The sequence below is a fragment of the Gordonia phthalatica genome (assembly GCF_001305675.1).
Taxonomy (GTDB): Bacteria; Actinomycetota; Actinomycetes; order Mycobacteriales; family Mycobacteriaceae; genus Gordonia; species Gordonia phthalatica.
Window position 1 is genome coordinate 586,207 of record NZ_CP011853.1, and the last position, 20,586, is coordinate 606,792.

20 protein-coding genes and 1 tRNA gene are annotated in these 20,586 nt (G+C 69.0%); 7 read left to right on the forward strand and 14 right to left on the reverse strand.

The window, feature by feature from the left end:
* Positions 1-28: 28 nt before the first annotated feature.
* The 4 genes from ACH46_RS02725 to ACH46_RS02740 are packed head-to-tail and all read right to left on the reverse strand — an operon-like array spanning position 29 to position 4,486.
* On the reverse strand, positions 29-1,168 hold the full coding sequence (locus ACH46_RS02725) for an acyl-CoA dehydrogenase family protein (protein WP_062391577.1): 1,140 nt from the start codon (positions 1,166-1,168) through the stop codon (positions 29-31).
* Positions 1,165-2,829 carry a class I adenylate-forming enzyme family protein gene (locus ACH46_RS02730; RefSeq protein WP_062391578.1) on the reverse strand — a complete coding sequence of 555 codons (1,665 nt, stop codon included), beginning with the start codon at positions 2,827-2,829 and terminating at the stop codon, positions 1,165-1,167. The genes ACH46_RS02725 and ACH46_RS02730 overlap by 4 nt, the downstream gene beginning before the upstream one ends.
* Positions 2,830-2,855: 26 nt before the next feature.
* Positions 2,856-3,596, reverse strand: coding sequence for an SDR family NAD(P)-dependent oxidoreductase (locus tag ACH46_RS02735; protein ID WP_062394884.1), 741 nt, complete (start codon positions 3,594-3,596; stop codon positions 2,856-2,858).
* Between the two features lie 29 nt (positions 3,597-3,625).
* Positions 3,626-4,486 carry an enoyl-CoA hydratase/isomerase family protein gene (locus tag ACH46_RS02740; RefSeq protein WP_226995740.1) on the reverse strand — a complete coding sequence of 287 codons (861 nt, stop codon included), beginning with the start codon at positions 4,484-4,486 and terminating at the stop codon, positions 3,626-3,628.
* Positions 4,487-4,594: 108 nt separating this feature from the next.
* On the opposite strand from ACH46_RS02740, the gene ACH46_RS02745 reads away from it, so the two are divergent.
* Positions 4,595-5,251: a TetR/AcrR family transcriptional regulator gene (locus ACH46_RS02745; RefSeq protein WP_062391579.1), complete on the forward strand. Its 657-nt coding sequence runs from the start codon at positions 4,595-4,597 to the stop codon at positions 5,249-5,251.
* 81 nt (positions 5,252-5,332) lie between these two features.
* Here the strand turns inward: ACH46_RS02745 and ACH46_RS02750 are convergent, their stop codons facing one another.
* The gene (locus ACH46_RS02750) at positions 5,333-6,094 is read right to left on the reverse strand and encodes an SDR family oxidoreductase (RefSeq protein ID WP_062394890.1); all 762 of its coding nucleotides are present in this window, start codon (positions 6,092-6,094) and stop codon (positions 5,333-5,335) included.
* 83 nt (positions 6,095-6,177) lie between these two features.
* Between ACH46_RS02750 and ACH46_RS02755 the strand changes: the two genes are divergently transcribed.
* Positions 6,178-7,311: an ROK family transcriptional regulator gene (locus ACH46_RS02755; RefSeq protein WP_062394888.1), complete on the forward strand. Its 1,134-nt coding sequence runs from the start codon at positions 6,178-6,180 to the stop codon at positions 7,309-7,311.
* A gap of 4 nt (positions 7,312-7,315) precedes the next feature.
* Here the strand turns inward: ACH46_RS02755 and otsB are convergent, their stop codons facing one another.
* The 5 genes from otsB to ACH46_RS02775 all read right to left on the reverse strand — a co-directional run bounded on the left by otsB (position 7,316) and on the right by ACH46_RS02775 (position 11,998).
* Positions 7,316-8,080 carry a trehalose-phosphatase gene (gene otsB, locus ACH46_RS02760; protein WP_062391580.1) on the reverse strand — a complete coding sequence of 255 codons (765 nt, stop codon included), beginning with the start codon at positions 8,078-8,080 and terminating at the stop codon, positions 7,316-7,318.
* Positions 8,077-9,507: an alpha,alpha-trehalose-phosphate synthase (UDP-forming) gene (locus tag ACH46_RS02765; protein WP_062391581.1), complete on the reverse strand. Its 1,431-nt coding sequence runs from the start codon at positions 9,505-9,507 to the stop codon at positions 8,077-8,079. The genes otsB and ACH46_RS02765 overlap by 4 nt, the downstream gene beginning before the upstream one ends.
* A 3-nt stretch (positions 9,508-9,510) precedes the next feature.
* Complete coding sequence (locus ACH46_RS21435) at positions 9,511-9,675, reverse strand: hypothetical protein (RefSeq protein ID WP_193392934.1); 165 nt, start codon at positions 9,673-9,675, stop codon at positions 9,511-9,513.
* A 68-nt stretch (positions 9,676-9,743) separates the two neighbouring features.
* The gene (locus ACH46_RS02770) at positions 9,744-10,538 is read right to left on the reverse strand and encodes a MerR family transcriptional regulator (RefSeq protein WP_062391582.1); all 795 of its coding nucleotides are present in this window, start codon (positions 10,536-10,538) and stop codon (positions 9,744-9,746) included.
* Positions 10,535-11,998 (reverse strand): threonine/serine exporter family protein, encoded by a 1,464-nt coding sequence (locus tag ACH46_RS02775; protein ID WP_062394891.1) that lies wholly within the window; start codon positions 11,996-11,998, stop codon positions 10,535-10,537. The genes ACH46_RS02770 and ACH46_RS02775 overlap by 4 nt, the downstream gene beginning before the upstream one ends.
* Positions 11,999-12,183: 185 nt before the next feature.
* Here ACH46_RS02775 and ACH46_RS02780 point away from each other — a divergent pair.
* Positions 12,184-12,258: transfer RNA gene (locus ACH46_RS02780), tRNA-Thr, on the forward strand.
* Positions 12,259-12,267: 9 nt separating this feature from the next.
* Here the strand turns inward: ACH46_RS02780 and ACH46_RS02785 are convergent.
* Complete coding sequence (locus tag ACH46_RS02785) at positions 12,268-12,648, reverse strand: hypothetical protein (RefSeq protein ID WP_062391583.1); 381 nt, start codon at positions 12,646-12,648, stop codon at positions 12,268-12,270.
* 69 nt (positions 12,649-12,717) lie between these two features.
* A complete protein-coding gene (locus tag ACH46_RS21440) occupies positions 12,718-13,002 on the reverse strand; it encodes a hypothetical protein (protein ID WP_193392935.1) in 285 nt (94 codons plus the stop codon).
* 225 nt (positions 13,003-13,227) lie between these two features.
* Between ACH46_RS21440 and ACH46_RS02795 the strand changes: the two genes are divergently transcribed.
* On the forward strand, positions 13,228-15,810 hold the full coding sequence (locus ACH46_RS02795; protein WP_062391584.1) for a multicopper oxidase domain-containing protein: 2,583 nt from the start codon (positions 13,228-13,230) through the stop codon (positions 15,808-15,810).
* Positions 15,811-15,902: 92 nt separating this feature from the next.
* Here the strand turns inward: ACH46_RS02795 and ACH46_RS02800 are convergent, their stop codons facing one another.
* Together ACH46_RS02800 and ACH46_RS02805 are read right to left on the reverse strand one after the other, a co-directional pair.
* Positions 15,903-16,811: an alpha/beta fold hydrolase gene (locus tag ACH46_RS02800; protein WP_062391585.1), complete on the reverse strand. Its 909-nt coding sequence runs from the start codon at positions 16,809-16,811 to the stop codon at positions 15,903-15,905.
* Entirely contained in the window at positions 16,808-17,284 is a 477-nt protein-coding gene (locus tag ACH46_RS02805; RefSeq protein WP_062394893.1) for a GyrI-like domain-containing protein, read from the reverse strand. The genes ACH46_RS02800 and ACH46_RS02805 overlap by 4 nt, the downstream gene beginning before the upstream one ends.
* 64 nt (positions 17,285-17,348) lie before the next feature.
* On the opposite strand from ACH46_RS02805, the gene ACH46_RS02810 reads away from it, so the two are divergent.
* From ACH46_RS02810 to ACH46_RS02820, 3 genes are read left to right on the forward strand one after another with little or no spacing between them, the layout of a single operon-like run.
* Positions 17,349-18,929, forward strand: coding sequence for a carboxylesterase/lipase family protein (locus ACH46_RS02810; protein ID WP_082399344.1), 1,581 nt, complete (start codon positions 17,349-17,351; stop codon positions 18,927-18,929).
* Positions 18,926-19,318 carry a RidA family protein gene (locus tag ACH46_RS02815; RefSeq protein WP_062391587.1) on the forward strand — a complete coding sequence of 131 codons (393 nt, stop codon included), beginning with the start codon at positions 18,926-18,928 and terminating at the stop codon, positions 19,316-19,318. Before ACH46_RS02810 ends, ACH46_RS02815 begins: the two co-directional genes overlap by 4 nt.
* Positions 19,315-20,493 (forward strand): winged helix DNA-binding domain-containing protein, encoded by a 1,179-nt coding sequence (locus tag ACH46_RS02820; protein ID WP_062391588.1) that lies wholly within the window; start codon positions 19,315-19,317, stop codon positions 20,491-20,493. The genes ACH46_RS02815 and ACH46_RS02820 overlap by 4 nt, the downstream gene beginning before the upstream one ends.
* Positions 20,494-20,586 lie beyond the last annotated feature (93 nt).

Here is a 20,586-nt window from a genome sequence, read left to right on the forward strand (position 1 = left end):
CGCCCAGGGCGTTTATCGTCGGTCGTCCCTACAACCCCAGATCCTTCGCGATGATCGTCTTCATGATCTCGGTGGTTCCGCCGTAGATGGTCTGGATGCGTGCGTCGACGAATGCGCGGGAGACGGGGTACTCGCGCATGTAGCCGTAGCCGCCGTGGAGCTGCAGGCAGCGGTCGGCGGTCCGGACCTGCAGCTCGGTGGTCCACCACTTCAGCTTCGCGGCGCGTGCCGCGGTCAGCTCGCCCGCGACGTGCTGGGTGAGGCAGTCGTCGAGGAAGGTGCGCGCCAGGTCGAGTTCGGTCGCGATCTCCGCCATCACGAACTGCGTGTTCTGGAAGCTGCCGATCGGGGAGCCGAAGGCACGGCGCTGCGCCACGTAGTCGCGGGTGGCGGCGAAGACGCCCTCGGCCGCGGCGACGGCGCCGACCGACAGCGACAGCCGCTCCTGCGGCAGGTTTCGCACGAGGTGATAGAAGCCGTCGCCCTCCGCGCCCAGCCGGTTGCGGACCGGGACCCGCATGTCGGTGAACGCCAGTTCGCTGGTGTCCTGCGCGTGCAGTCCGATCTTGTCGAGGTTCCGGCCGCGTTCGAAGCCGGGGGTGTCGGCGTCGACCACCAGCAACGACAGCCCCTTGTGGCGGTCGGAGCCGGTGCGGACCGCCACCACGAACAGGGTGCCGTTCTGTCCGTTGGAGATGAACGTCTTGGCGCCGTTCACGACGTAGTCGTCGCCGTCGCGCACCGCGGTGGTCGCGATTCCGGCGAGGTCGCTGCCGGTGCCGGGCTCGGTCATGGCGATGCCGAGGATCGTCTCGCCGGTGACCACGCCGGGCAGCCAGCGGGCCTTCTGCTCGTCGTTCGCCAGGTCGGTCAGGTAGGGGAGGACGACGTCGTTCTGAAGCGAGAAGGCGATCGCGGCGGCGGCCGAGCCGGTGCGCGCCACCTCGTCGACGACGATCGCGTGGTAGCGGAAGTCGTCGACGCCGGGCCCGCCGAACTCCTCGGGGACCGGGAAGCCGAGCAGTCCGTGCGCGCCCGCCTCGGCGAACATCGACGCCGGGAGACTCCCGGCCTGCTCCCACGACTCGTGCCGCTCGGCGATCCGGCTCGCGAAGCTGCGAGCGAGGTCGCGGAACTGGCGGTGCTCGTCGTCGTACATCACGGTCATGACTGATCCTTCAGGGAGGTGAAGCGGCCGGCGGCGAGGTCGTCGTGGGCCTCCTCGGTGGCCTTGTAGTGCAGCTTCTTGCCGGTCGCGGACACCGGCAACCGATCGACGAACCGGTAGGCGCGGGGCCGCTTGAACGACGACAGCATCGGGTGCGCGAGGCAGTGGGCGTCGAGGTCGGCGACGCTCGGCGGATCCCCCGCGGCCACGATGTACGCGACCACCAGTTGACCCCACTCGTCGTCCGCGACACCGACGACCAGCGAGTCCGCGACGCCGGGGTGCGCGTTGAGTGCTTCCTCCACCTGGACGGGGTGGACGTTCTCGCCGCCGGAGATCAGCATGTCGTCCTTGCGGCCGACGATCGTCACGAACTCGTTCTCGTCCCAGGTCGCGAGGTCGCCGATGTACAGCCAGCCGTCGCGGAACTTGGCGGCGTCCTGCTCGGGGTTGTCGTAGTACTGACCGGCGCCCTTGGGGGAGCGAACGGCCACCTCGCCGACGGTGGTGCCGTCGCGAGGGACGATGTCGCTCGGGTCGGCGAGACCGCCGTCGCGGACCGCGACCACGGCGACGTCGTCGTCGATGCACGCGCGACCGGCGGTGCCCGCCATGTCGGGGAGGTCGCCCGGGCGCAGGAAGGTGTTCCAGAAGCCCTCGGTGCTGCCGTACCCGTTGAAGACCCGCGGGTTCAGGACCCGCTGGTAACGCAGTGCCGCATCCCGCTCGAGTGGTGCACCCATCGTCACCAGGCCCTTCAACGACGACAGATCGCGGGCGCGCTCCTCCTGCGCGCGGGCGAGCATCGCGAGATTGGTCGGGGCGCCGATCAGGAACGTGAGGCCGAGTTCCTCCACCAGGTCCAGGGTGCGGTCGGGGTCGAAGGTGCGTATCGGGACCAGAGAGCTGCCGAGATAGAACGTGGGGTTGGGGCCGGCGCAGTACAGGCCGCCGCGGTGGAACCACGGCGTCATGTTCAACGTCTTGTCCTCCGGAGAGAGCGGAAAGTGCATGATCACGTCGTGGGCGCTGAACACCTCGATCATGCTGTTCATCGGGACGGCCTTCGGCATGCCGGTGGTGCCCGAGGTGAACAGGCGGGTGGTCTCGTCCCACACCGTCCGCTGCACCGGCGGCGGGGTGGAACCCTCACGCGGAAGGTCGCGATAGCGCAGGACGACGCTGCCGTCCGGGGCCGCGACGGGTTCGCCGTCGCCGACCGCGACGATCACCGCGGGGACGTGCTTGGAGTGCGCGAGGGCCGCGGCCGCCGTCTCGCCGAGGTCGGTGTCGTACACGTAGACGGTCGGGGCCGTCGAACCGAGGATGTAGGCGGTCTCTCCGGCCGCGAGACGGAAGTTCATCGGGGCGCCGACGGCCCCCGCGGCTTGCGTCGCCAGGTAGAGCTCCGCGAACTCGGGCCCGTTGAACAGCTGGTAGGCGACCACGTCGCCCGGGCCGACGCCCGCCGCGATGAGCCCGGCGGCGAGGGCGTCGACCCGCGAACCGAGTTGGGCGTAGGTGACGGTCTCGCCGGTCTCCGCGATCTGCATCGCGGGACGGTCGGCGAAGCGGTGCACGTTGCGGCGGAAGCCGTTCAGATAGGTGAAGTCGTTCTCGAAGTACGTGCGGTACGCGTGAGCGTCGTAGATGTAGGACATGAGCGAACTCCTTGGAGGATGGGTCGTCAACCGGCCATGGTGAGTCCGCCGCTGACGCTGATCACCTGACCGGTGATGAACGACGCGGCATCGGAGGCGAAGAACGTGACCGGCGAGGCGACCTCGTCGGGCCGCGCGAGACGCCGGAACGGGATGGCCCGGATCAGCGCCTCCTGCAGCTTCTCGTCCTGGGCGTGGAATAGCGGGGTGTCGGTGGGGCCGGGGCAGACGCAGTTCACGGTGATGCCGTGGCGGGCCATCTCGCGGGCGAGTGACTTGGTGAGGGCGATGACGCCGCCCTTGGCTCCGGCGTAGATGGTCTCGCCTGCACTGCCGACACGACCGGCGTCGCTCGCGACGTTGACGACCCGGCCACCGGAACCGGAGTCGATCATGCCGGGCAGGAAGGCGCTGCACAGGTGGACCGGGCCGAGGTAGTTGATGGCCACGACCTTCTCGGCGAACTCGGGGGTCGCATTCAGGAATTTATCGGTGCGGTCCCAGCCGGCCGCGTTGACGAGGATGTCGGGGACGCCGATCTTGGCGTTGACGCGGTCGCGGAGAGCCGTGACGCGTGCGGCGTCCGCGACGTCGACGTCCATGGCGTGGATGCGTCCGGCCGGTCCCTGCTCCGCGGTGGCGGTCGCCGCGGCGAGATCGAGGTCGGCGGCGACGACGGTGTCGCCGCGCGCGGCGAACGCGAGGGCGATGGCGCGGCCGATGCCGGACCCTGCGCCCGTGACGACGGCGATGCTGCTGGTGCTCATGACGGTGTCTCCTGCGGTGGTCGGCGCGGTCACGCGGTGGGTGCGGCGGACGGGAACTGGGGAGCGCGCTTCTCGCGCAGCGACGTGTACCCCTCGACCACGTCGGGCGCCATGAAGCAGAGCATCTCGTAGGCGGCGGACTGATCGAAGATCGGTCCGGCGTTGCGCAGCCAGTTGTTCAGGGCCTTCTTGGTCCAGCGGATGGCGTTCTGCGAGCCGGTGGCCATCACATCCGCGATGCGCAGGGCCTCGTCGAGCACCTCGTCGCGGGGGAGGGCCTTGGTCACCAGGCCGATGCGCTCGGCCTCGGCGCCGGTGATCATCTCTCCGGTCATCAGGTAGTACTTGGCCTTCGCCATGCCTGCGAGGAGCGGCCAGATGATCGCCGCGTGGTCACCCGCCGCGACGCCCAGCTTCACGTGGCCGTCGCCCAGTTTCGCGTCCTCCGCGCACACGGAGATGTCCGACAGCAGGGCGACGACGGTGCCCGCGCCGACCGCGACGCCGTTGACGGCGGAGACCACCGGCTTGGCGCAGTCGATGATCCCGTAGACCAGGCGGCTCATCTCGTCGAGCATGTCGGCGACGCGCTGGTGGTCGCCGGCCATCGCTTCGACCATCGAGAGATCGCCGCCCGCGGAGAAGGCCTTGCCCGCTCCGGTGACGACCACGACACGGGTCTCCGGGTCGGCGGAGATCTCGGGAAACACCCGGGCCAACTCGGCGTGCATCACCTCGTTGGTGGCGTTGTACTTGTCGGGTCGGTTGAGCGTCAGCAGGAGCACGCCGTTGTCACGGCGTTCGAACAGGAGATGCTGGTAGTCGGAGAAGTTCACGGGACCGTCCTTGCTTTCGGGTGCCTGGTCGAACAAGAATGAACATTGGTTCATTGACGATGAATTTAGATTCAGTTTCGAGGTTCGTCAAGGGGTCTGGAGGATTCGATGAATATTCGTTCATCTACCGTGATGGGCGTACCCGACGAAGGGAGACAGGCGATGTCCGAGGCGCTCGACGCCGACGCCGCGGCCAAGCAGGCGCGTACGGCCCAGCGGTCGCGACAGCTGCTCGACGCGGCGGCGCGACTGATGGAGAAGGCGGGGTCGGAGGCCGTGTCGATGCAGGCGCTCGCCGCCGAGGCCGGTGTCAGCGTCGGTCTGATCTACCGCTACTTCGGCTCCAAGGACGCAGTCCTTCTCGCGGTGATCACCGACGTCCTCACCCAGTTCGAGGCGCAGGTCCCCGCCGCTATCGCCGAGGCGGGCGACGACCCGGTCCGCCGCGTGGCCGCCGCCTTCGGCGCCTACTGCCGCGTCATCGACTCACGACGGCACGCGGCCCTGCTGACCTACCGCGAGAGCAACGCGCTCGACGCCGCAGGCCGCAGCCAGATCAAGGACCTGGAGCTCGCGACCGTCGAACCGCTGCAGCGAGCCGTCGCCGACGGTATCGCCGACGGCCGACTCGTCGCGAAGCACTCCGAGCTGGTGGCCTACAACCTCCTGCTCGTCGCGCACGCATGGGCGCTCAAGCACTGGTACTTCGAGCGGACCCTCGACATCGAGGGCTACATCCGGGCGCAGCTCGCGCTCTCGCTGCGCGGCCTCGTCGCGCCGGAGTACGCCGCCGAGTACGCGGACCTGCTGGACGGGTAGAGCGGATCCGCGTAGCTCCCCGTCAGAAGCTGGATTCAGAACCCGGCTTCTGACGGTGAACCACGCGGATGCGGAACTCCGCTATCCCGTCTTGATGTTGCGGCGCGACGTCGCCTGGTCGCGCGGGCGCACGACGATCTGGTCCAGGTTCACGTGCGAGGGCCGCGACGCGGCGAAGGAGACGAGCTCGGCGATGTCGTCGGCGACCATCGGGGTCAGCCCCTCGTAGACGGCGTCGGCCTTGGCGGCGTCGCCGTCGAAGCGGACCAGGGAGAACTCGGTCTCGACCATGCCCGGGCAGATCTCGGTGAGGCGGATCGGCTTGCCGATCAGCTCCAGGCGAAGGGTGCGGTGCAGGACGCCCTGTGCGTGCTTGGCGGAGGTGTAGCCGGCGCCGTTGTCGTAGGCCTCCAGCGCGGCGGTGGAGGTGATGGTGACGATGAGGCCGTCGCCGGACGCCTCCAGGTGCGGCAGCAGCGCCTTGGTGACCCGGAGAGTGCCGACGACGTTGGTCTCCCACATCCAGCGCCAGTCCTCGAGGTTCGCCTCCGAGATCGGGGCCAGCCCCTTGGCGCCGCCCGCGTTGTTCACCAGCACGTGCACTCGGTCCAGAGTGGCGACGAACCGTTCGACGGACGCGGCGTCGGTGACGTCCAGGTACATGGCGCGACCGCCGATCTCCTGGGCGAGCTCCTCGATCCGGTCGACGCGACGGGCGCCGAGGACCACGCTGTAACCGTCGCGGGCGAGGCTGCGGGCGGTCGCGGCACCGATGCCCGAACTCGCTCCGGTGACCACCGCGACCTTGCCGTTTCCGCTGACTGAATTCCCGGGTGCGCTCATGAGCTTCAGCTTAGTGGTCCGTCGATCAGTCACCCGGTCGGCCGCAGTGAGCACGGTCACGAACGGCTGATATGTTCGAGCGCATGACCACCGGCGGCGTCGTTCCCGCGCCACTTCACTTCGGAACCGGTCCGGCCGCCGCTGTTCTGAACGCGATCCGGGTCGGCTCGCCCGCCACGCGAGATCAATTGGTCGCTGACACCGGCCTTTCGGCGGCGACGGTGAACCGCCAGGTCAACGCGTTGCTCGACGCAGGGCTGGTGGTGGAGCGGCCGGACCTGCTGAACCACAGTGGCGTCGGACGGCCGAAACTTCCGCTGACGCTCGACCGCGACCGGTACTGCGTCGCCGGGATGCACGTCGGCGCTCGGCGGACCGAACTGGTGATCGCCGACATCGGCGGGCGCACCCTCTACAGCCACGCGATCCGCACCAAGGAACTCACCTCGGCCGATGCGGACACCGCCGTCGGCCGCCTGTGTGATCTCCTCCGCGAGCTCGCCGACCGCTTCTCCGGGCGTCGTGTCCTGTGGGGTGGAGCGGCGATCGGTGGCGTGGTGGACGACCACACGGGCATCATCGATCACCCCATCCTCCGCTGGGAAAGGCAGCCGCTCGGACAGCGGCTCCATGCCGCGCTGGAGGTGCCGATCTCGGTCTCCGAGCACGTGCAGGCGATGGCCGCCGCGGAACTGCTGCTGTCGTCGACCATCACCCGAACCGGGTCGAGCCTGTTCTTCTACGCCCGCGAGACGGTCGGCATGGCGATGATCATCGACGGCGAGGTCCACCAGCCCGCGCACGGGGCAGGCACCATCGCCGGACTCCCGGTGCGCCCCGGCAGCCTGGATGAGGAGCCGGTCGCCGCCCTGCAGAGCGTCATCGGCACCGCCGCGGGTAAGGCCGCCGCCGCGCGGCTCGGCGTGGAGCCGTCGGCCGGAATCGTCGCCGACGACCGCGCCCGCATCCTCGGTGAAGCCGTCGCCATGATGCGCGACGTCCTCAACCCGGATGAAGTGGTGGTGGCCGGCGACGCGTTCTCGTCCCACACGCACGGCCTGGAACCGATCCAGGCGGCGTTCGACGCGGCGACCCGCCTGCCGCGGCCGCTGGAGATCGTGCCGACGTGCTTCGGCGTGCAAGTGCCCGAGGCGGGGGCGATCGCCGTCGCACTGTCGGCGGTGTACGCGGATCCGCTGGGGGTCGTGGGGGCGTAGCGTCCTAGCCGCGCAGCCGGGCGATCAGCTCCAGCACCGCGGCCACGCCGTCGGTGTCGGCGACCCGGTACGGCGCGGCGGTCTCGCCACCGCCGACCTTCACGCCGACATCGCCGTCGCGCAGGTGCGCGAAGGCCTTCTCGTCGGTGACGTCGTCGCCGATGTAGAAGACGGCGTCGACGCCCATCGCGGTGCGGAGTCGGTCGAGCGCATGCCCCTTGCTGGTCTCGATGACGGCCAATTCGATGACCATCTTCCCGTTCGTCACGTGTACGCCGTCCCAGCTCGCCGGACCCGCCTGCGCGAGTTCCAGGGCGCCGACGGCGTCCTCATGCGACGCCATCCGGGTGTGCAGGGTGACGCTGGCCGGTTTGCGTTCCACCGACGTGCCGGGGAACTGCGCGCTGATCTCGGTGAACTCCGCGACGATCCGCGCCAACAGGTCCTCCTGCGCGGGACTGATCGCGGTCTCGAATCCGTCGGCGAACTCGGCGCCGTGACTGCCGACCAGGGTGAGGTCGGCGCTCGCGCCCGACAGGGACTGCAGGTCGACGCGGGCGCGACCGGAGATCAGCGCGGCATGCGTCTGCGGTGCGACGGCGGCGGCCTCGAGAGCGGCCATCGACCGCGGGTTGGGCCGGGCGTCCTCGGGACGGGACACGATCGGCGACACGCAGCCGTCGAAGTCGGACGCGACGAGGACGCTGGGGCGCGAGGCGAAGGCGTCGAGCGCCGCGACCAGCGCGTCGTCGAGCACGATCTCGCTCATCGCTTGCCCGCGAGGGTGTCCAGGAAACTCTGCGCCCACTGGTCGACGTCGTTGGTCATCACCTGGTCGTGCAGCGCCTGCATGCGCTTGCCGCGCACGTCGGCGGGATCGGTGGCGGCCGCCTCGATCGCGTCGTCGACGCTGCGCTCGTCGTACGGGTTCATCAGGTAGGCCTCGGTGAGTTCGGCGGCGGCGCCGGTGAACTCGCTGAGGACGAGGGCTCCGCCGAGGTCGTCGCGCGAGGCGATGTACTCCTTGGCGACCAGGTTCATACCGTCGCGCAGCGGGGTCACCAGGCACACGTCGGCGGCCCGGAAGTAGGCGAGCAGCTCGTCGCGGGGGACCGGCTTGAGCAGGTAGCGGATCGGCGGGTGATCGACGGTCCCGTAGGTGCCGTTGATGTGGCCGACGGTCTGCTCGATCCGGTTGCGGATGTCGATGTAGCTGTCGACGCGCTCGCGGCTCGGGCTGGCGAGCTGCACCAGCACGGTCTTGGCGGGGTCGAGACGACCGTCCGCGAAGAGGCGTTCCAGGCCGGCGAGTCGGACGTCGATGCCCTTGGTGTAGTCGAGGCGGTCGACGCCCAGCATCAGGACGTCGGGGTCGCCGAGCTCCGCGCGGATCCGCGCCGCCCGATCGCCGGTGGCCGCCGCGTTGGCGGCGACGGTCGCGGAGTCGATGGAGATCGGGAACGAGCCGACCTTCACGACGCGACCCTCGTAGTCGATGGTGCCGTACCCGTCGCGGACGCCGACACCGTCACGGGAGGCGTCGACGTGGAGGAAGCGTCGCACCAGCGACTGGAAGTTCTCGGCACCGCCCGGCAGGTGGAAGCCGAGGAGGTCGGCGCCCATCATGCCCTCGAGGATCTCAGTGCGCCACGGGAGTTGACTGAACAGTTCCCGGGGTGGAAAGGGGATGTGCAGGAAGAAGCCGATGGACAGATCGGGGCGGAGCTCGCGGAGCATCGCGGGCACCAGTTGCAGCTGGTAGTCCTGCACCCAGACCGTCGCGCCCTCGGCGGCCGCCCGCGACGCCTCCTCGGCGAAGCGGCGGTTCACCGTGACATAGGTGTCCCACCAGTCGTGGCGGTACTCCGGCTTCACGAGCACGTCGTGATAGAGCGGCCACAGGGTGGCGTTGGAGAAGCCCTCGTAGTAGTCGGCGATCTCCTGGCCGCTCAGCGGAACGGCGTGGATGTCGATGCCGTCGACGGTCGGATTCTCATCCGAGTCGGGGATGCCCGACCACCCCACCCACGCACCGCTGCGGGTGGCGAGGGTGGGGGTCAGAGCGGTGACCAGCCCGCCGGGCGCGCGCTTCCAGACGGTGGAGCCGTCGGGGAGAGTCCGCTTGTCGACGGGGAGTCGATTTGCGACGACGACGAAACTCGCACCCGTCGCAGGGTGCCCTTCGGGCGAGGTCATGTCTCAGGCGGTCTCGCCGGGGGTGATGCCCAGCATGGAGAAGAGCATCCGGCACTCGTCGGCGTCGGTCGCATATGCGGCCACCACGCGGCGGGCCTGATGGGCGGTCTCGTCGGCTACCGGCTCCAGCTCGTCGTCTTCGGCGATGTCGGTCGTCTTTGCTGCCATGCCGGGGATTCTACCTGAGGGAAACGGGTGCTTCGCGCCGCGTGCCGCTCATCGGGACCGCGGTCCGATTAGGCGTGACGAGCGGCGTTCGCGACGATCGCATCGCGCACGAACTGCGCCAGTCCAGGCTCCAGTTCCTCGTACGTCGCGGTGAACCGCGGGTCGCTCACGTACATCTCTCCGAGGCACGTGTGGAACTCGTGACTGCAGTCGTAGAAGCGGTCGTTGATCTGCCGTCGAGCCTGCTCGGCGGCGTCCATCGCCGCCTCGCTCGTCGCCGGTTCGCCCGAGCGCTTGGCGGCGACGAAGGCGGCGTTGATCGCGTCGGTCTCCTCCTTCACCGCCTGCCAGTCGGCCTTGGTGAACTTCGCCGTCCGGCGAGCGGACTGCTTCCACGCGTCGGTCTGGCCCCAGCGGTCCTGCGCCTCGGTCTGGTACTCGTCCTTGAAGCCGTCGCCGAAGATCTCGCGCATCTCGGCGTCGGTGACGGGCTGCTGATTCATTTCTCTCTCCATCGCGTTGTCGATGGCTGCGACGAGCTCGGTCAGCTCGCCCAGCCTGGACATGACGGCGTCGCGCTGGCGGCGGAGGTGGGCGATCGGGTCGTCGTCTCCGTCGAGCAGTGCGGCGATCTCCTCCAGCGGCATCTTGAGCCGCAGGTAGACGACGATGCGCTGCAGGCGAGCGACGTCCGCCTCGGTGTAGAGGCGGTAGCCCGCATGCGTGCGCTCCGTCGGCGACAGCAGTCCGATCTGGTCGTAGTGGTGCAGCGTTCGCACCGTGACCCCGGTCAGATCGGCGAGCCTGCCCACCGTCCAGGTGGAGCCGGCTCGCTTGCTGTTCGCGTCGTTCGTCACCGTCATGTCCTCCAGCGTGGAGGCTTACGTCGCGTGAGGGTCAAGCCCTCGAGCCGATTCTCTATCCGCGGAATCCGCGGGCGGATCAATGCGGCCGGGAGAGTGGGGCGTTTCAGGGTGCGGGCGATGAACTCGCCCAGGGTCACGCCCGCCGCGATGGAGCATCCGACGGTGATGGCCGTCGCGAGCTCTCGGAAGCCGGGGATCGTCTGCTCGCTCATCACCCCGTACAACCCCCGGTACATCGCGAGGCCGGGCAGCAGCGGAGTGATGCCCGCGATGGCCACGACGAGCGGCGGCACCAGGGCGCGACGAGCGGCGAGACCACCGAGCAGGCCGACGAGGACGGCGGCGAGCGCACTGGACACGATCGGGCCGACCGCCGTGAACGACAGCCCGCTGATCACCCCGGTGCCGAGCATGCCGGCACCGAGAGCGACGGGGATGGCGCGTCGTTCCGCGTAGCTCGCGGCCGCGAATCCGCCCGCGGCGAGGGCGCCGCCCACCAGGCTGGGCACCGGGTTGGTGGGCCCGAACGGGGAGGCGGTGCCCAGTCCGGGGAGGATCACGCCCATCGTCTCCACCAACCGGATCGCGAGGCCGACGCCGGCCAGGATGCCGCCGGTCATCAGGACCACTTCGGAGAATCGCGCGGTGCCGGTGATCGGCGCTCCGGTGATCGCGTCCTGAACCGAGCCGACCAGGGACAGTCCGGACAGCAGCACGACGATGCCCGCGGCCACGATCTGCGACGGCGCGAAGTCGAGGTCGAGGGGTTCTCGCCAGTGATAGAGCGTGGCGGCGGGCAGCACCGCGATGAATCCGCCGAGCATCTGCTGGAAGAAGATCGGCGTGCCGATGCGGGCGAGGCGGCGGTTCCCGGCGACGATCACCATCGTCGTCACGAACGACGTGGCGCCGACGAGCGTGCCACCGCCCAGGAGGATCGAGATGCCGAGCGCCATGACGCCCCACGCCAGGTTCGCGAGCCAGTACGGGTACGGGTGCGGCGCGCTGGTGATGCCGTCGACGATCCGGTGCGCGGTGCCCGGTGTGATGGCCAGCTGCCGGATGCGGCGCACGAGCCGGTCGACGTGCGCGAGACGGGTGAAGTCGAGGGAGCGGTAGTGGACGGTCCGGACGGTGGTGACCGGCGGCAGCGTCGGACCGCGCCGTGCGCTGACGAGGATGGTGTTGAACGTGACGTCCACTTCGATGTCGTCGAGACCGTAGATGCCTGCGACGAACTCGATCTGACTGCGGGTGTCGATGGCACCGGTCCCCGAGTCGAGGAGGACCGCGCCGATGCGAGCCGCGAGATCGAGGACTTCCGTGATGGCGGCCTCGTCGTCCAGCGGGATCGGTTTGCGCGGTGCGACGACGATGCTGCCCGGCTCGATCGTGTCGATCGTGGCCGTCGCGTCGCCCAGCACCTTGCCCAGTCCGCGCTGGAACACCGACTTCAGTCGCACCCCTGCCTCCTCACAGGATTCTCGCGGGAATCCGCCCCGGGTGAGGGGCCGCCGCTGTCGATTTTCGCATCCGAGTCACCGGCCCGCAGGGATCTCCCGCACCGGTTCCCGAGGGAAGTCGTCGCGCCGACACGGGGCGTTACGGGTCCCGAGTGTGACCCTATATACTTCCGCGGCAGGCCTCCTTAGCTCAGTGGTAGAGCACCGCTCTTGTAAAGCGAAGGTCGTCGGTTCAATCCCGACAGGGGGCTCCACAGAGGGATCTACGCACCTTCGCGTCCGGTGCGTAGATTGCGGGGATCCTGTGCGACTACCGCTCGCACCCGGCTGTTCGCCATCGCCCAGCTCGGAGCTTCTGAGTCGATCGTCGACAGGACTGCGAGCAGGTCCTTCAGCCTGTTCGACGCATCGACTTCGAGTAGGTTCTCGTGGTGCGAAACTCGGTTTCTGACCCGACGGAGGCGGTCCAGCCTCGTCCCGACGAAGCGCCTGCCGGATGTTCCCCCGTGTGCCTTCGGGAACGCGCGGTGCAATGCCTCCGCCCAGATCTGCTCCACGGAACTCGGGTCCGGTGTTGCGGTGAACCCCAGCAAGGTCGACCAGTTGCCGAAGGTCAGTTGAGAGATCACATCGTCGTGGGTCACCGCCTCACCGTGTCTCGGATGGTGGCGACCTCGCCTCCGAGCTTCGGAACGTGCTCTCTTGCGTGCGTCTCAGAGCGCTTTGCTGAGCAGTAGGTAGAGGGGCTCCGCGGCGTTGCCCTCCAGTGCACACCTGGAGGGCAGGCCCTGCGCCGCATTCCACTCGGAGAGCTCTCGATCCATCGAGTTTCGGACGATGATCTCCAGGTGAGACAGCGGGGCGTGGAGTGCGCCCGCCAGTTCGGTGTTCCATCGGTAGAGCGCGACGGCACCGTCGATGTCGTCGCCCATGGATTCGAGGTACGGCGTCAGACGGGCAATACCGAGATAACGCTCAATCATGTATATATCGGTCACGCGAACGATGGTAAAATAACGGCATCGAGTAGCGGCTTGGACGCTACGATTCGATTTCGGAAGGCCCGCTCCCCGGAGCGGGCCTTCTTGTCGACTGGCGGTGGTCTCCCAGGAGGTGCATCGCAGGGTGGCGTCTCCGCGACGTGATCCCCGTCGCCACTCGACCTTTTCGAGTAATCCCCTCCTTAATATCGGGGTGTGACGAAAACCCGTGATCGTCGTCCGATGAGTTGGCATCGCCGCGCAGGCATGCCCGTCCGTGTCTGGATGACGGTATTGATCCTCGCCGGACTGCTGCATTGGACGCTGCCGAGTTCTCGGTGGCTGCTCATCCACATCTTCACCATCGGCTTGGTGACCAACTCGATCCTGCTGTGGTCGCAGACCCTCGCCGAACGATTCCTCGGCTACCACCTGCCACCGGAACGTCGAGCCGTGCAGCTCGGTCGCATCTACGCGGTGAACCTCGGCCTCGTCGTCACGATCGTGGGCATCCTCGGCACCTGGTGGCAGGTGACGATGGTCGGCGCGATCCTGATCGGCGGGGCCCTGGCCTGGCATGCGCTGTCGCTCGCGCTGCTGATCCGGGAAGCGCAACGACACCGCGCCGAGACCGGCGAGGGACCGGCGGAGCAGACGCTCAGCGTCTGGTACTTCGTCGCGTCGGCCTGCATGCTGCCGTTCGGTGCGGGTTTCGGCGTCGCGCTGGCCTACGGATTCGCCGACCCGACCCAGGCGGGTTTCCTCGTCACCCACCAGGCACTCAACATCTTCGGGTTCCTCGGCCTCGCCGCCGCGGGTGTGCTGCAGGTGATGTTCCCCCGTCTCTTCGGCGACCCGCACGTCGGCACCCGACGACGCCCCTACGCGCTGATCGTCCTACCTCTCGGCGTCGCCGTGACATGCGCGGGCGCCCTCAGCGATCAGCCGGTGCTCGCCGCCGTCGGTGTCGGCGTGTACGCGGCCGGATGGCTGATCGTCGCCGGACCGTTCGTCCGCGTCGTCCTCCGCAAGGCGCCGCACTCGTATGCGACGGCGTCGATCCCCGCCGCACTGCTGTGGCTGATCGGCTCGCTGATCGCCTACGGCGTCATCCTCCTGACCGGCCCGTTCGAGACCTCGCGCATCACCCTGATGACGGTCTGGTTCCTCGCGGGCTTCGCCGCTCAGCTCCTGTTCGGCGTCATGAGCCACCTGATGCCGGTGATGCTCGGCGGCGGACCGGTCACCAAGACCGCCAAGCAGATCATGGACACGTGGTGGATGTGGCGCGTCCTCGTCATCAACCTGGGCCTGCTGATCTGGCTGCTGCCCCTGAGCAGCTGGGCCAGGGTCACCGTGTCGGCGCTGGTGATGCTGGCCTTCGCGGCGTTCCTCCCGATCATGATGCGCAGTGCCATCACCGCGGTGAAGGTACGTCGGGCGATGGCCTCCGGCGAGCCCTCCCCGGCACCAGCCGAACCGCGCCGACAACTGGGCGTGCAGGCCGTCGCCGCGATCTCCTCGCTGGCGCTGGTGATCTCGCTCGGCGTCGCCCTGGGTGGCAGCGGCACCCAGTCGAGCGACGACGGCGCGGCCGGTGTCGTGGCAACCGGTCAGACCACCACGGTCGACGTCGACGCCGTCCACATGCGCTTCACCCCGGACACCGTCACCGTCCCCAAGGGCAACCGCCTCGTCATCAACGTCACCAACACCGACGACATGGTGCACGACCTGGTCCTGGAGACGGGGCAGTCCACCGGCCGCCTGGCGCCGAAGCAGAAGGCGACCATCGAGGTGCCCGTCGTCGGTCGGTCCATCGAGGGCTGGTGCTCCATCGTCGGACACCGTCAGCAGGGCATGGTCTTCCACATCAAGGTGGAGGGCGACGACGGTTCGGGCGGCGCCGGCGGACACTCGGGTCACGGCACCGCCTCCGGCCCGGCGTCGACCGTCGACATCATGAAGGATCCGGGCCCCGGATTCGTCGCCCGCGATCCGCGGCTCGCACCGGCGTCCGCCTCCGACACGCACAAGTTCACCTTCGAAGTCACCGAGGCACCGGGGGAGATCGCTCCCGGCACCAAGGCGGTCCGCTGGACCTACAACGGCGGCACCATGGGGCCGGTGCTCCGCGGTAGCATCGGCGACACCTTCGAGATCACCCTGGTCAACAAGGGCACCATGGCGCACTCCATCGACTTCCACGCAGGCATGGTCTCGCCCGACGAGAACATGCGCGACATCAACCCCGGTGAGCGCCTCGTCTACCGGTTCCGCGCCGAGCACAGCGGCATCTGGCTCTACCACTGCGCCACCATGCCGATGGCCGTCCACCTGGCGGCGGGCATGTTCGGCTCGGTCATCATCGACCCGCCCGGCCTGGCCCCGGTCGACGCCGAGTACGCGTTTACCCAGTCCGAGTGGTACCTGGGACGCGACGGCTCGCCGATCGACGCCGACAAGGTGGCGGCCGGCGCGGTTCCCGATCTGGTGATGTTCAACGGCTACGCGAACCAGTACGTGTTCCGTCCGCTGCGCGCGAAGGTCGGCGACCGCATTCGCCTGTGGGTGCTGAACGCAGGCCCCAACGAGCCGCTCTCGTTCCACGTGATCGGCAGCCAGTTCGACACCGTTTACAAGGAGGGGGCGTACCTCCTGCAGCGCGACAATCCCCTGGGTGGAGCGTCTCAGGCGCTCGACCTGCTGCCCGCGCAGGGCGGCTTCGTGGAGATGACGTTCACCGAGCCGGGCACCTACACCTTCCTGAACCATCGGATGGTCGACGGCGACCGCGGTGCGATGGGGAAGATCGTGGTGGAGTAGCTCGTTCGCTTACGCGGATGACGCTCGCTCACCTCCGGAAGTGAGCGAGCGTCGTCGAGTGGAGCGAATGTCGGCGACGTGAGCGAGCGGTGTCACGCGCTCGCGAAGTGCTGGGTCAGTTCGCCGATGATCTCGTCCCAGAGCACGCGGGGGAGGTCGTGGGCCATGCCGTCGATGACGGTGAGGCGGGCGCCCGGTACCGACTTCGCGACGGCTTTGGCTCCGGTCAGCCGCATCAGCCGGTCTTCGGAACCGTGCATCACGAGGGTCGGGGCGAGGATCCGCTGGTCGAACCGGACCAGGCTGCCGGTGCCGAGGATCGCGGCGAACTGCCGCGCGAACCCGGCGGGGTAGTGGGAGCGGTCGAAGTACTCGGCGGCGTGTGCGCGGGCGACGTCGGCCGCGGCCGGATACGACCTGCTGCCGATCACGGCGCCGCGTTCGAGAGCGACCTCGATGAGCTCCTCGCGGGTCGCGTGCGCGGGCTGCGGCTTCAACAGTGCAAGCAACTGTCGCGGTCCCGGCGGAGGCAGTAGCGGCCGGTTGTTGCTCGACATGATCACCGTCGCCGACAGGGTGCGATGAGCGTGTTCGGCGACGAAGACCTGCGCGATCATCCCGCCCATCGATGCGCCGACGATGTGCGCGCGGTCGATGCCGAGGTGATCGAGGACGCCCGCGGCGTCGTCGGCGAGTTCGGTCATGGTGTACGCGGTGCCGGAGGTGGCGCGGCCGAACTCGAAGCGCAGCATCGCCAGCGGCAGCGACGTCAGACCGGTGCGGACGCCGTCGAGCTTCGACGACAAACCGCAGTCGCGGTTGTCGAAGCGGATGACGTGGTAGCCCGCTGCGGCGATCTGCTCGCAGAACTCGGTGCGCCAGAACACCATCTGGGCGCCGAGCCCCATGATCAGCAGGACGGCGGGATCGTTCGGGTCACCGAACTCCTCGAAGCACAGGTCCAGCTCGCCGACCCGGGCGGTGCCGGTCGACGTCGTCACAGGACCACCAGCAGATCGGTGCGGAGGTCGTCGTGCGCGATGACGCTGGGGTCGGTCACGTAGATCTCGACGACGAACCGCGGCGCGGACCCGCCCTTCGCGAAGTGCCGTTCCATCAGCGCCTCCCACGCGGAACCGAGGCCGTCGAACCCGCCGAGGTGCGACATGATCAGCGCGTGCCCGGTGGGGAACACCCCGTTGTCCAGACCGTCGATCTCCACCGGGCCCGCGACGGGGAAGCCGATGGTGAGGTCGAACTCGTCGGAGACGTCGCCGTCGTAGATCGCGAAACCGGGCCCGACGGGTGCGGCCTGCGCGAGCTGGTGGAAGTGCCCGTCGAAGATCTCGGGCAGATCCTCCAGACGGACCTCGGGGAACTCCATCGTGACGACGGGGACGCCGGTGGGGAGCTCCACCTCGATGGCGTCGAAGAAGGGCTCTTCACGCAGGATCAGCGGCAGCGAATCGGTCATGACCACATCGTAGGGGAGGACGCGCGGTCGACGAATGGTGCGGACCACGCCGGGTGCGGGCAAAATGAGCATCGTGACTGACACCGATCTCGTCGTCGACACCGTCTACGGCCCGCTTCGGGGCACCAGCACTCCCTCCGCCGACCTGTGGCTCGGCGTCGCCTACGCCGCGCGACCCACCGGACCGCGTCGCTGGCGGCACGCCGAACCTCCCCGCGAGCGCGGCGAGGTGGTCGACGCGCGGAACTACGCGCCGGTCAGCCCGCAGCCGGTGATGCAGGTGATCGACCTCGGGCCCGACGCCTTCGCCAACGAGGACTGTCTCTATCTGAACGTCGGCACCCCGCGCGGAGTCGCGGGCACCGACGCCGGCCTGCCGGTGATGGTGTGGGTGCACGGCGGCGCCTACCTGTGCGGCTCGGGATCGCAGCCACTGTACGACCCCGGTTCGCTGATCCAGTCGTCCGTCACCCGCGGCACCCCGACCATCGTCGTCACCTTCAACTATCGGATGGGCGCGTTCGGGTTCATGGACCTGAGTCGGTTCTCGTCCGGCGACCACGTCTTCCAGGCCAACTGCGGACTGTCGGACGTGATCGCGGCGCTGACCTGGGTGCGAGACAACATCGAGCGCTTCGGCGGCGACCCCGGCAACGTCACCCTGTTCGGGGAGTCCGCCGGTGCGGGCATCGTCACCACGCTGCTCGCCTCGCCCGCCGCGAAGGGCCTGTTCCACAAGGCGATCGCGCAGAGCTCGCCCGCCACCACCGTGTACGACGCCGAGCGCGGCGAGCGGTATGCCAACATGCTGCTCGCCGAACTGCCGCCCGAGTACGTCCGGGCCGCCGACCTGCGTCGGACTCCCGCGTTGGACCTGGTGAACGCGTCGTCGCGGATCTTCAACCTGGTGCCCAACCGGTTCCCGGGCACCATCGCGTTCGCTCCCGTCGTCGACGGCGACCTGGTCCCGCTGGATCCGTTGGAGGCGATCGTCACCGGCGAATCGCACCGCGTCCCGCTGCTGATCGGCACCAACCGGCACGAGACGTCGCTGTTCCGGTGGATGTCGACGCCGCTGCTGCCCGTCAAGAACCAGGGCGTCGACGCGATGTTCACCCTCATCGGCACCGAACGTCCCGGACTCCGCGTTCCCGAACCGGAGTTCCTCGACTCGTCGTACCAGCACGTCCCGGCCGGGGCGCGGTCGATGGCGATCTCCCGCGACATCGGCTTCCGGATGCCCGCCGTCTGGATCACCGAGTCGCACGCGCAGGTGGCGCCTGTCTACCTCTACCGATTCGACTGGGCCACACCGATCCTCCGCCTCCTCGGCTACGGCGCCGCGCACGCCACCGAGGTGCCGTACGTGTGGGGCAACCCGGCGTCCAGCAAGCGCGACCCGATGTACGCGCTCGGCGGTCGTGCGACGGGCGAGAAGGTTCGGCACCGGATGCAGTACCGGTGGCTCGGCTTCGCCGCCGATGGTGACCCGAACACCGGGGAGGACGGCGACGCGATCTGGGAGGCGTACGAACCCATGCGACACAGTTCGCTGCTGATCGGCGGCACCGAGGACACTCCCGTCGAGGGGCTCGACGACACCATCCTGCGCGCCTGGGGCGACGAGGTGCTGAGCTTCCGATGACCCGATCCTTCTCCTCCCCGGCGCTGCACGACGGCGGCTTCGCCTACGGCTCACGAGTGCCCGCGGGCGGCCTGATCGTCACGGCCGGGCTCTCCCCGCTCGACCCCGACGGCGCGATCGTCGGGCCCGGCGACCCGGTCGCGCAGGTCGGCCGCGCCGTCGAATGCCTCGACGTCCTGCTCACCGAACAGGGCGCACAGCGGTCGCAGATAGCCAAGCTCACCGTCTACGTCGCCACCGCCGACTCCGCAGTGCTCGGCGAGGTCTGGCAGACGCTCGACGCCGCGTTCGACGAGACGCCGCCCGCCATCGTCGTCGGGGTCACCGTGCTGCCGTATCCGGGGCAACTGGTGGAGATCGATGCGCTGATCGCCGGAGAGCCGACATGACCGCGCGCCCTCGCATCACCGTCGAGCAGCGGCGCGCCCGCTTCCAGCGTCGGCACCTGCTCGACGGATCCGTCGACAACTCGGTCACCGCGGTCGCCGACGCGGTGGTCGGCCTGCACGCCACGACCGCGTCCACGGTGCATCTGTCGGCGTGGGCGCGCGGCGGCGCACCGACGCCCGATGCGATCGAGACCGCCCTCTACGACCACCGCACGCTGGTGAAACAGCTCGTCATGCGGCGCACCCTGTTCGTGATGACGAGGGAGATGCTCGCCGAGTCGGTGAGCGCCGTCGGACCGCGGGTCGCCGCGTCGGAGCGCACCAACCTCCTGCGCGACCTGCGCCGCGACGACGGCCCCGCAGACCCCGAGGCCTGGATCGACCGGGCGCGCGACGCCGTCCTCGCGGTGTTCGCCGACGGTGCCGACCTCACCTCGTCGGAATTGCGGACACGGTTGCCCGAGTTCGACATCGCGATCATGCGCGACGAGGGGAAGTCGTACGGCGGCCCATCGCCCATCCTCCCGCGGATCTTGAACTACCTGGCGGCGCTCGGCGACGTGGTGCGCGGACCGAACGGCGCGCCCTGGCATCGTTCGCGCCCGTCGTGGATGTCGATGGAGAGCTGGCTGGGCGAGCCGTTGCCGCGGATGGACGTCGACGCGGGGCACCGGGCGCTGGTGGAGCGCTGGCTGCGGCAGTACGGGCCCGGGACGGAGACCGACATCGTCTGGTGGCTGGGCTCCACCAAGACTGCGGTCCGCACCGCGCTCGCAGCCCTCGACGTGACCGAGGTGGACCTCGACGGCGGTGCCACCGGTTACCTGATGTCCGACGACCTCGACCCCGTCGAACCCGTCGAGCCGCGCGCCCTGCTGCTGCCAGGCCTGGACCCCACGACCATGGGGTGGAAGGACCGCGGCTTCTACCTCGGCGAGCACGCGGGGCACCTCTTCGACCGCAACGGCAACGGCGGCCAGACCGCGTGGTGGGACGGCCGGATCGTCGGCGGCTGGGTGCTGCGCGACGACGCCGTCGAGGTGGTCCCGCTCGAGGACCTGCCGCCGGAGGCGGAGGCCGCCCTCGCCGCCCGTGCCGACGAACTCCTCGCCTGGCTCGGCGACGACCGCCCCAACGCGGGTTTTCCGTCACCGCTCATGACGAAGCACCGGTGAGATCCGGCGAAAGCCCTGATCCGGCAGCACGATTGCGACGCAGAAGCGCTCACAGGAACCTGCCAGCCTTTTCCCAGTCGAACCGATGACCGG

Bases quoted from the DNA above. Each gene is read 5' to 3' on its own strand.
- ACH46_RS02745 (WP_062391579.1), top strand. From the start codon at position 4,595: ATGTCCGAGGCGCTCGACGCCGACGCCGCGGCCAAGCAGGCGCGTACG.
- ACH46_RS02730 (WP_062391578.1), bottom strand. From the start codon at position 2,829: ATGTCCTACATCTACGACGCTCACGCGTACCGCACGTACTTCGAGAAC.
- ACH46_RS02740 (WP_226995740.1), bottom strand. From the start codon at position 4,486: ATGAACCAATGTTCATTCTTGTTCGACCAGGCACCCGAAAGCAAGGAC.
- otsB (WP_062391580.1), bottom strand. From the start codon at position 8,080: ATGAGCGAGATCGTGCTCGACGACGCGCTGGTCGCGGCGCTCGACGCC.
- ACH46_RS02810 (WP_082399344.1), top strand. From the start codon at position 17,349: ATGAGCATCGTGACTGACACCGATCTCGTCGTCGACACCGTCTACGGC.
- ACH46_RS02795 (WP_062391584.1), top strand. From the start codon at position 13,228: ATGAGTTGGCATCGCCGCGCAGGCATGCCCGTCCGTGTCTGGATGACG.
- ACH46_RS02765 (WP_062391581.1), bottom strand. From the start codon at position 9,507: ATGACCTCGCCCGAAGGGCACCCTGCGACGGGTGCGAGTTTCGTCGTC.
- ACH46_RS02755 (WP_062394888.1), top strand. From the start codon at position 6,178: ATGACCACCGGCGGCGTCGTTCCCGCGCCACTTCACTTCGGAACCGGT.
- ACH46_RS02735 (WP_062394884.1), bottom strand. From the start codon at position 3,596: ATGAGCACCAGCAGCATCGCCGTCGTCACGGGCGCAGGGTCCGGCATC.
- ACH46_RS02815 (WP_062391587.1), top strand. From the start codon at position 18,926: ATGACCCGATCCTTCTCCTCCCCGGCGCTGCACGACGGCGGCTTCGCC.
- ACH46_RS02750 (WP_062394890.1), bottom strand. From the start codon at position 6,094: ATGAGCGCACCCGGGAATTCAGTCAGCGGAAACGGCAAGGTCGCGGTG.
- ACH46_RS02820 (WP_062391588.1), top strand. From the start codon at position 19,315: ATGACCGCGCGCCCTCGCATCACCGTCGAGCAGCGGCGCGCCCGCTTC.
- ACH46_RS02725 (WP_062391577.1), bottom strand. From the start codon at position 1,168: ATGACCGTGATGTACGACGACGAGCACCGCCAGTTCCGCGACCTCGCT.
- ACH46_RS02805 (WP_062394893.1), bottom strand. From the start codon at position 17,284: ATGACCGATTCGCTGCCGCTGATCCTGCGTGAAGAGCCCTTCTTCGAC.
- ACH46_RS21435 (WP_193392934.1), bottom strand. From the start codon at position 9,675: ATGGCAGCAAAGACGACCGACATCGCCGAAGACGACGAGCTGGAGCCG.
- ACH46_RS02770 (WP_062391582.1), bottom strand. From the start codon at position 10,538: ATGACGGTGACGAACGACGCGAACAGCAAGCGAGCCGGCTCCACCTGG.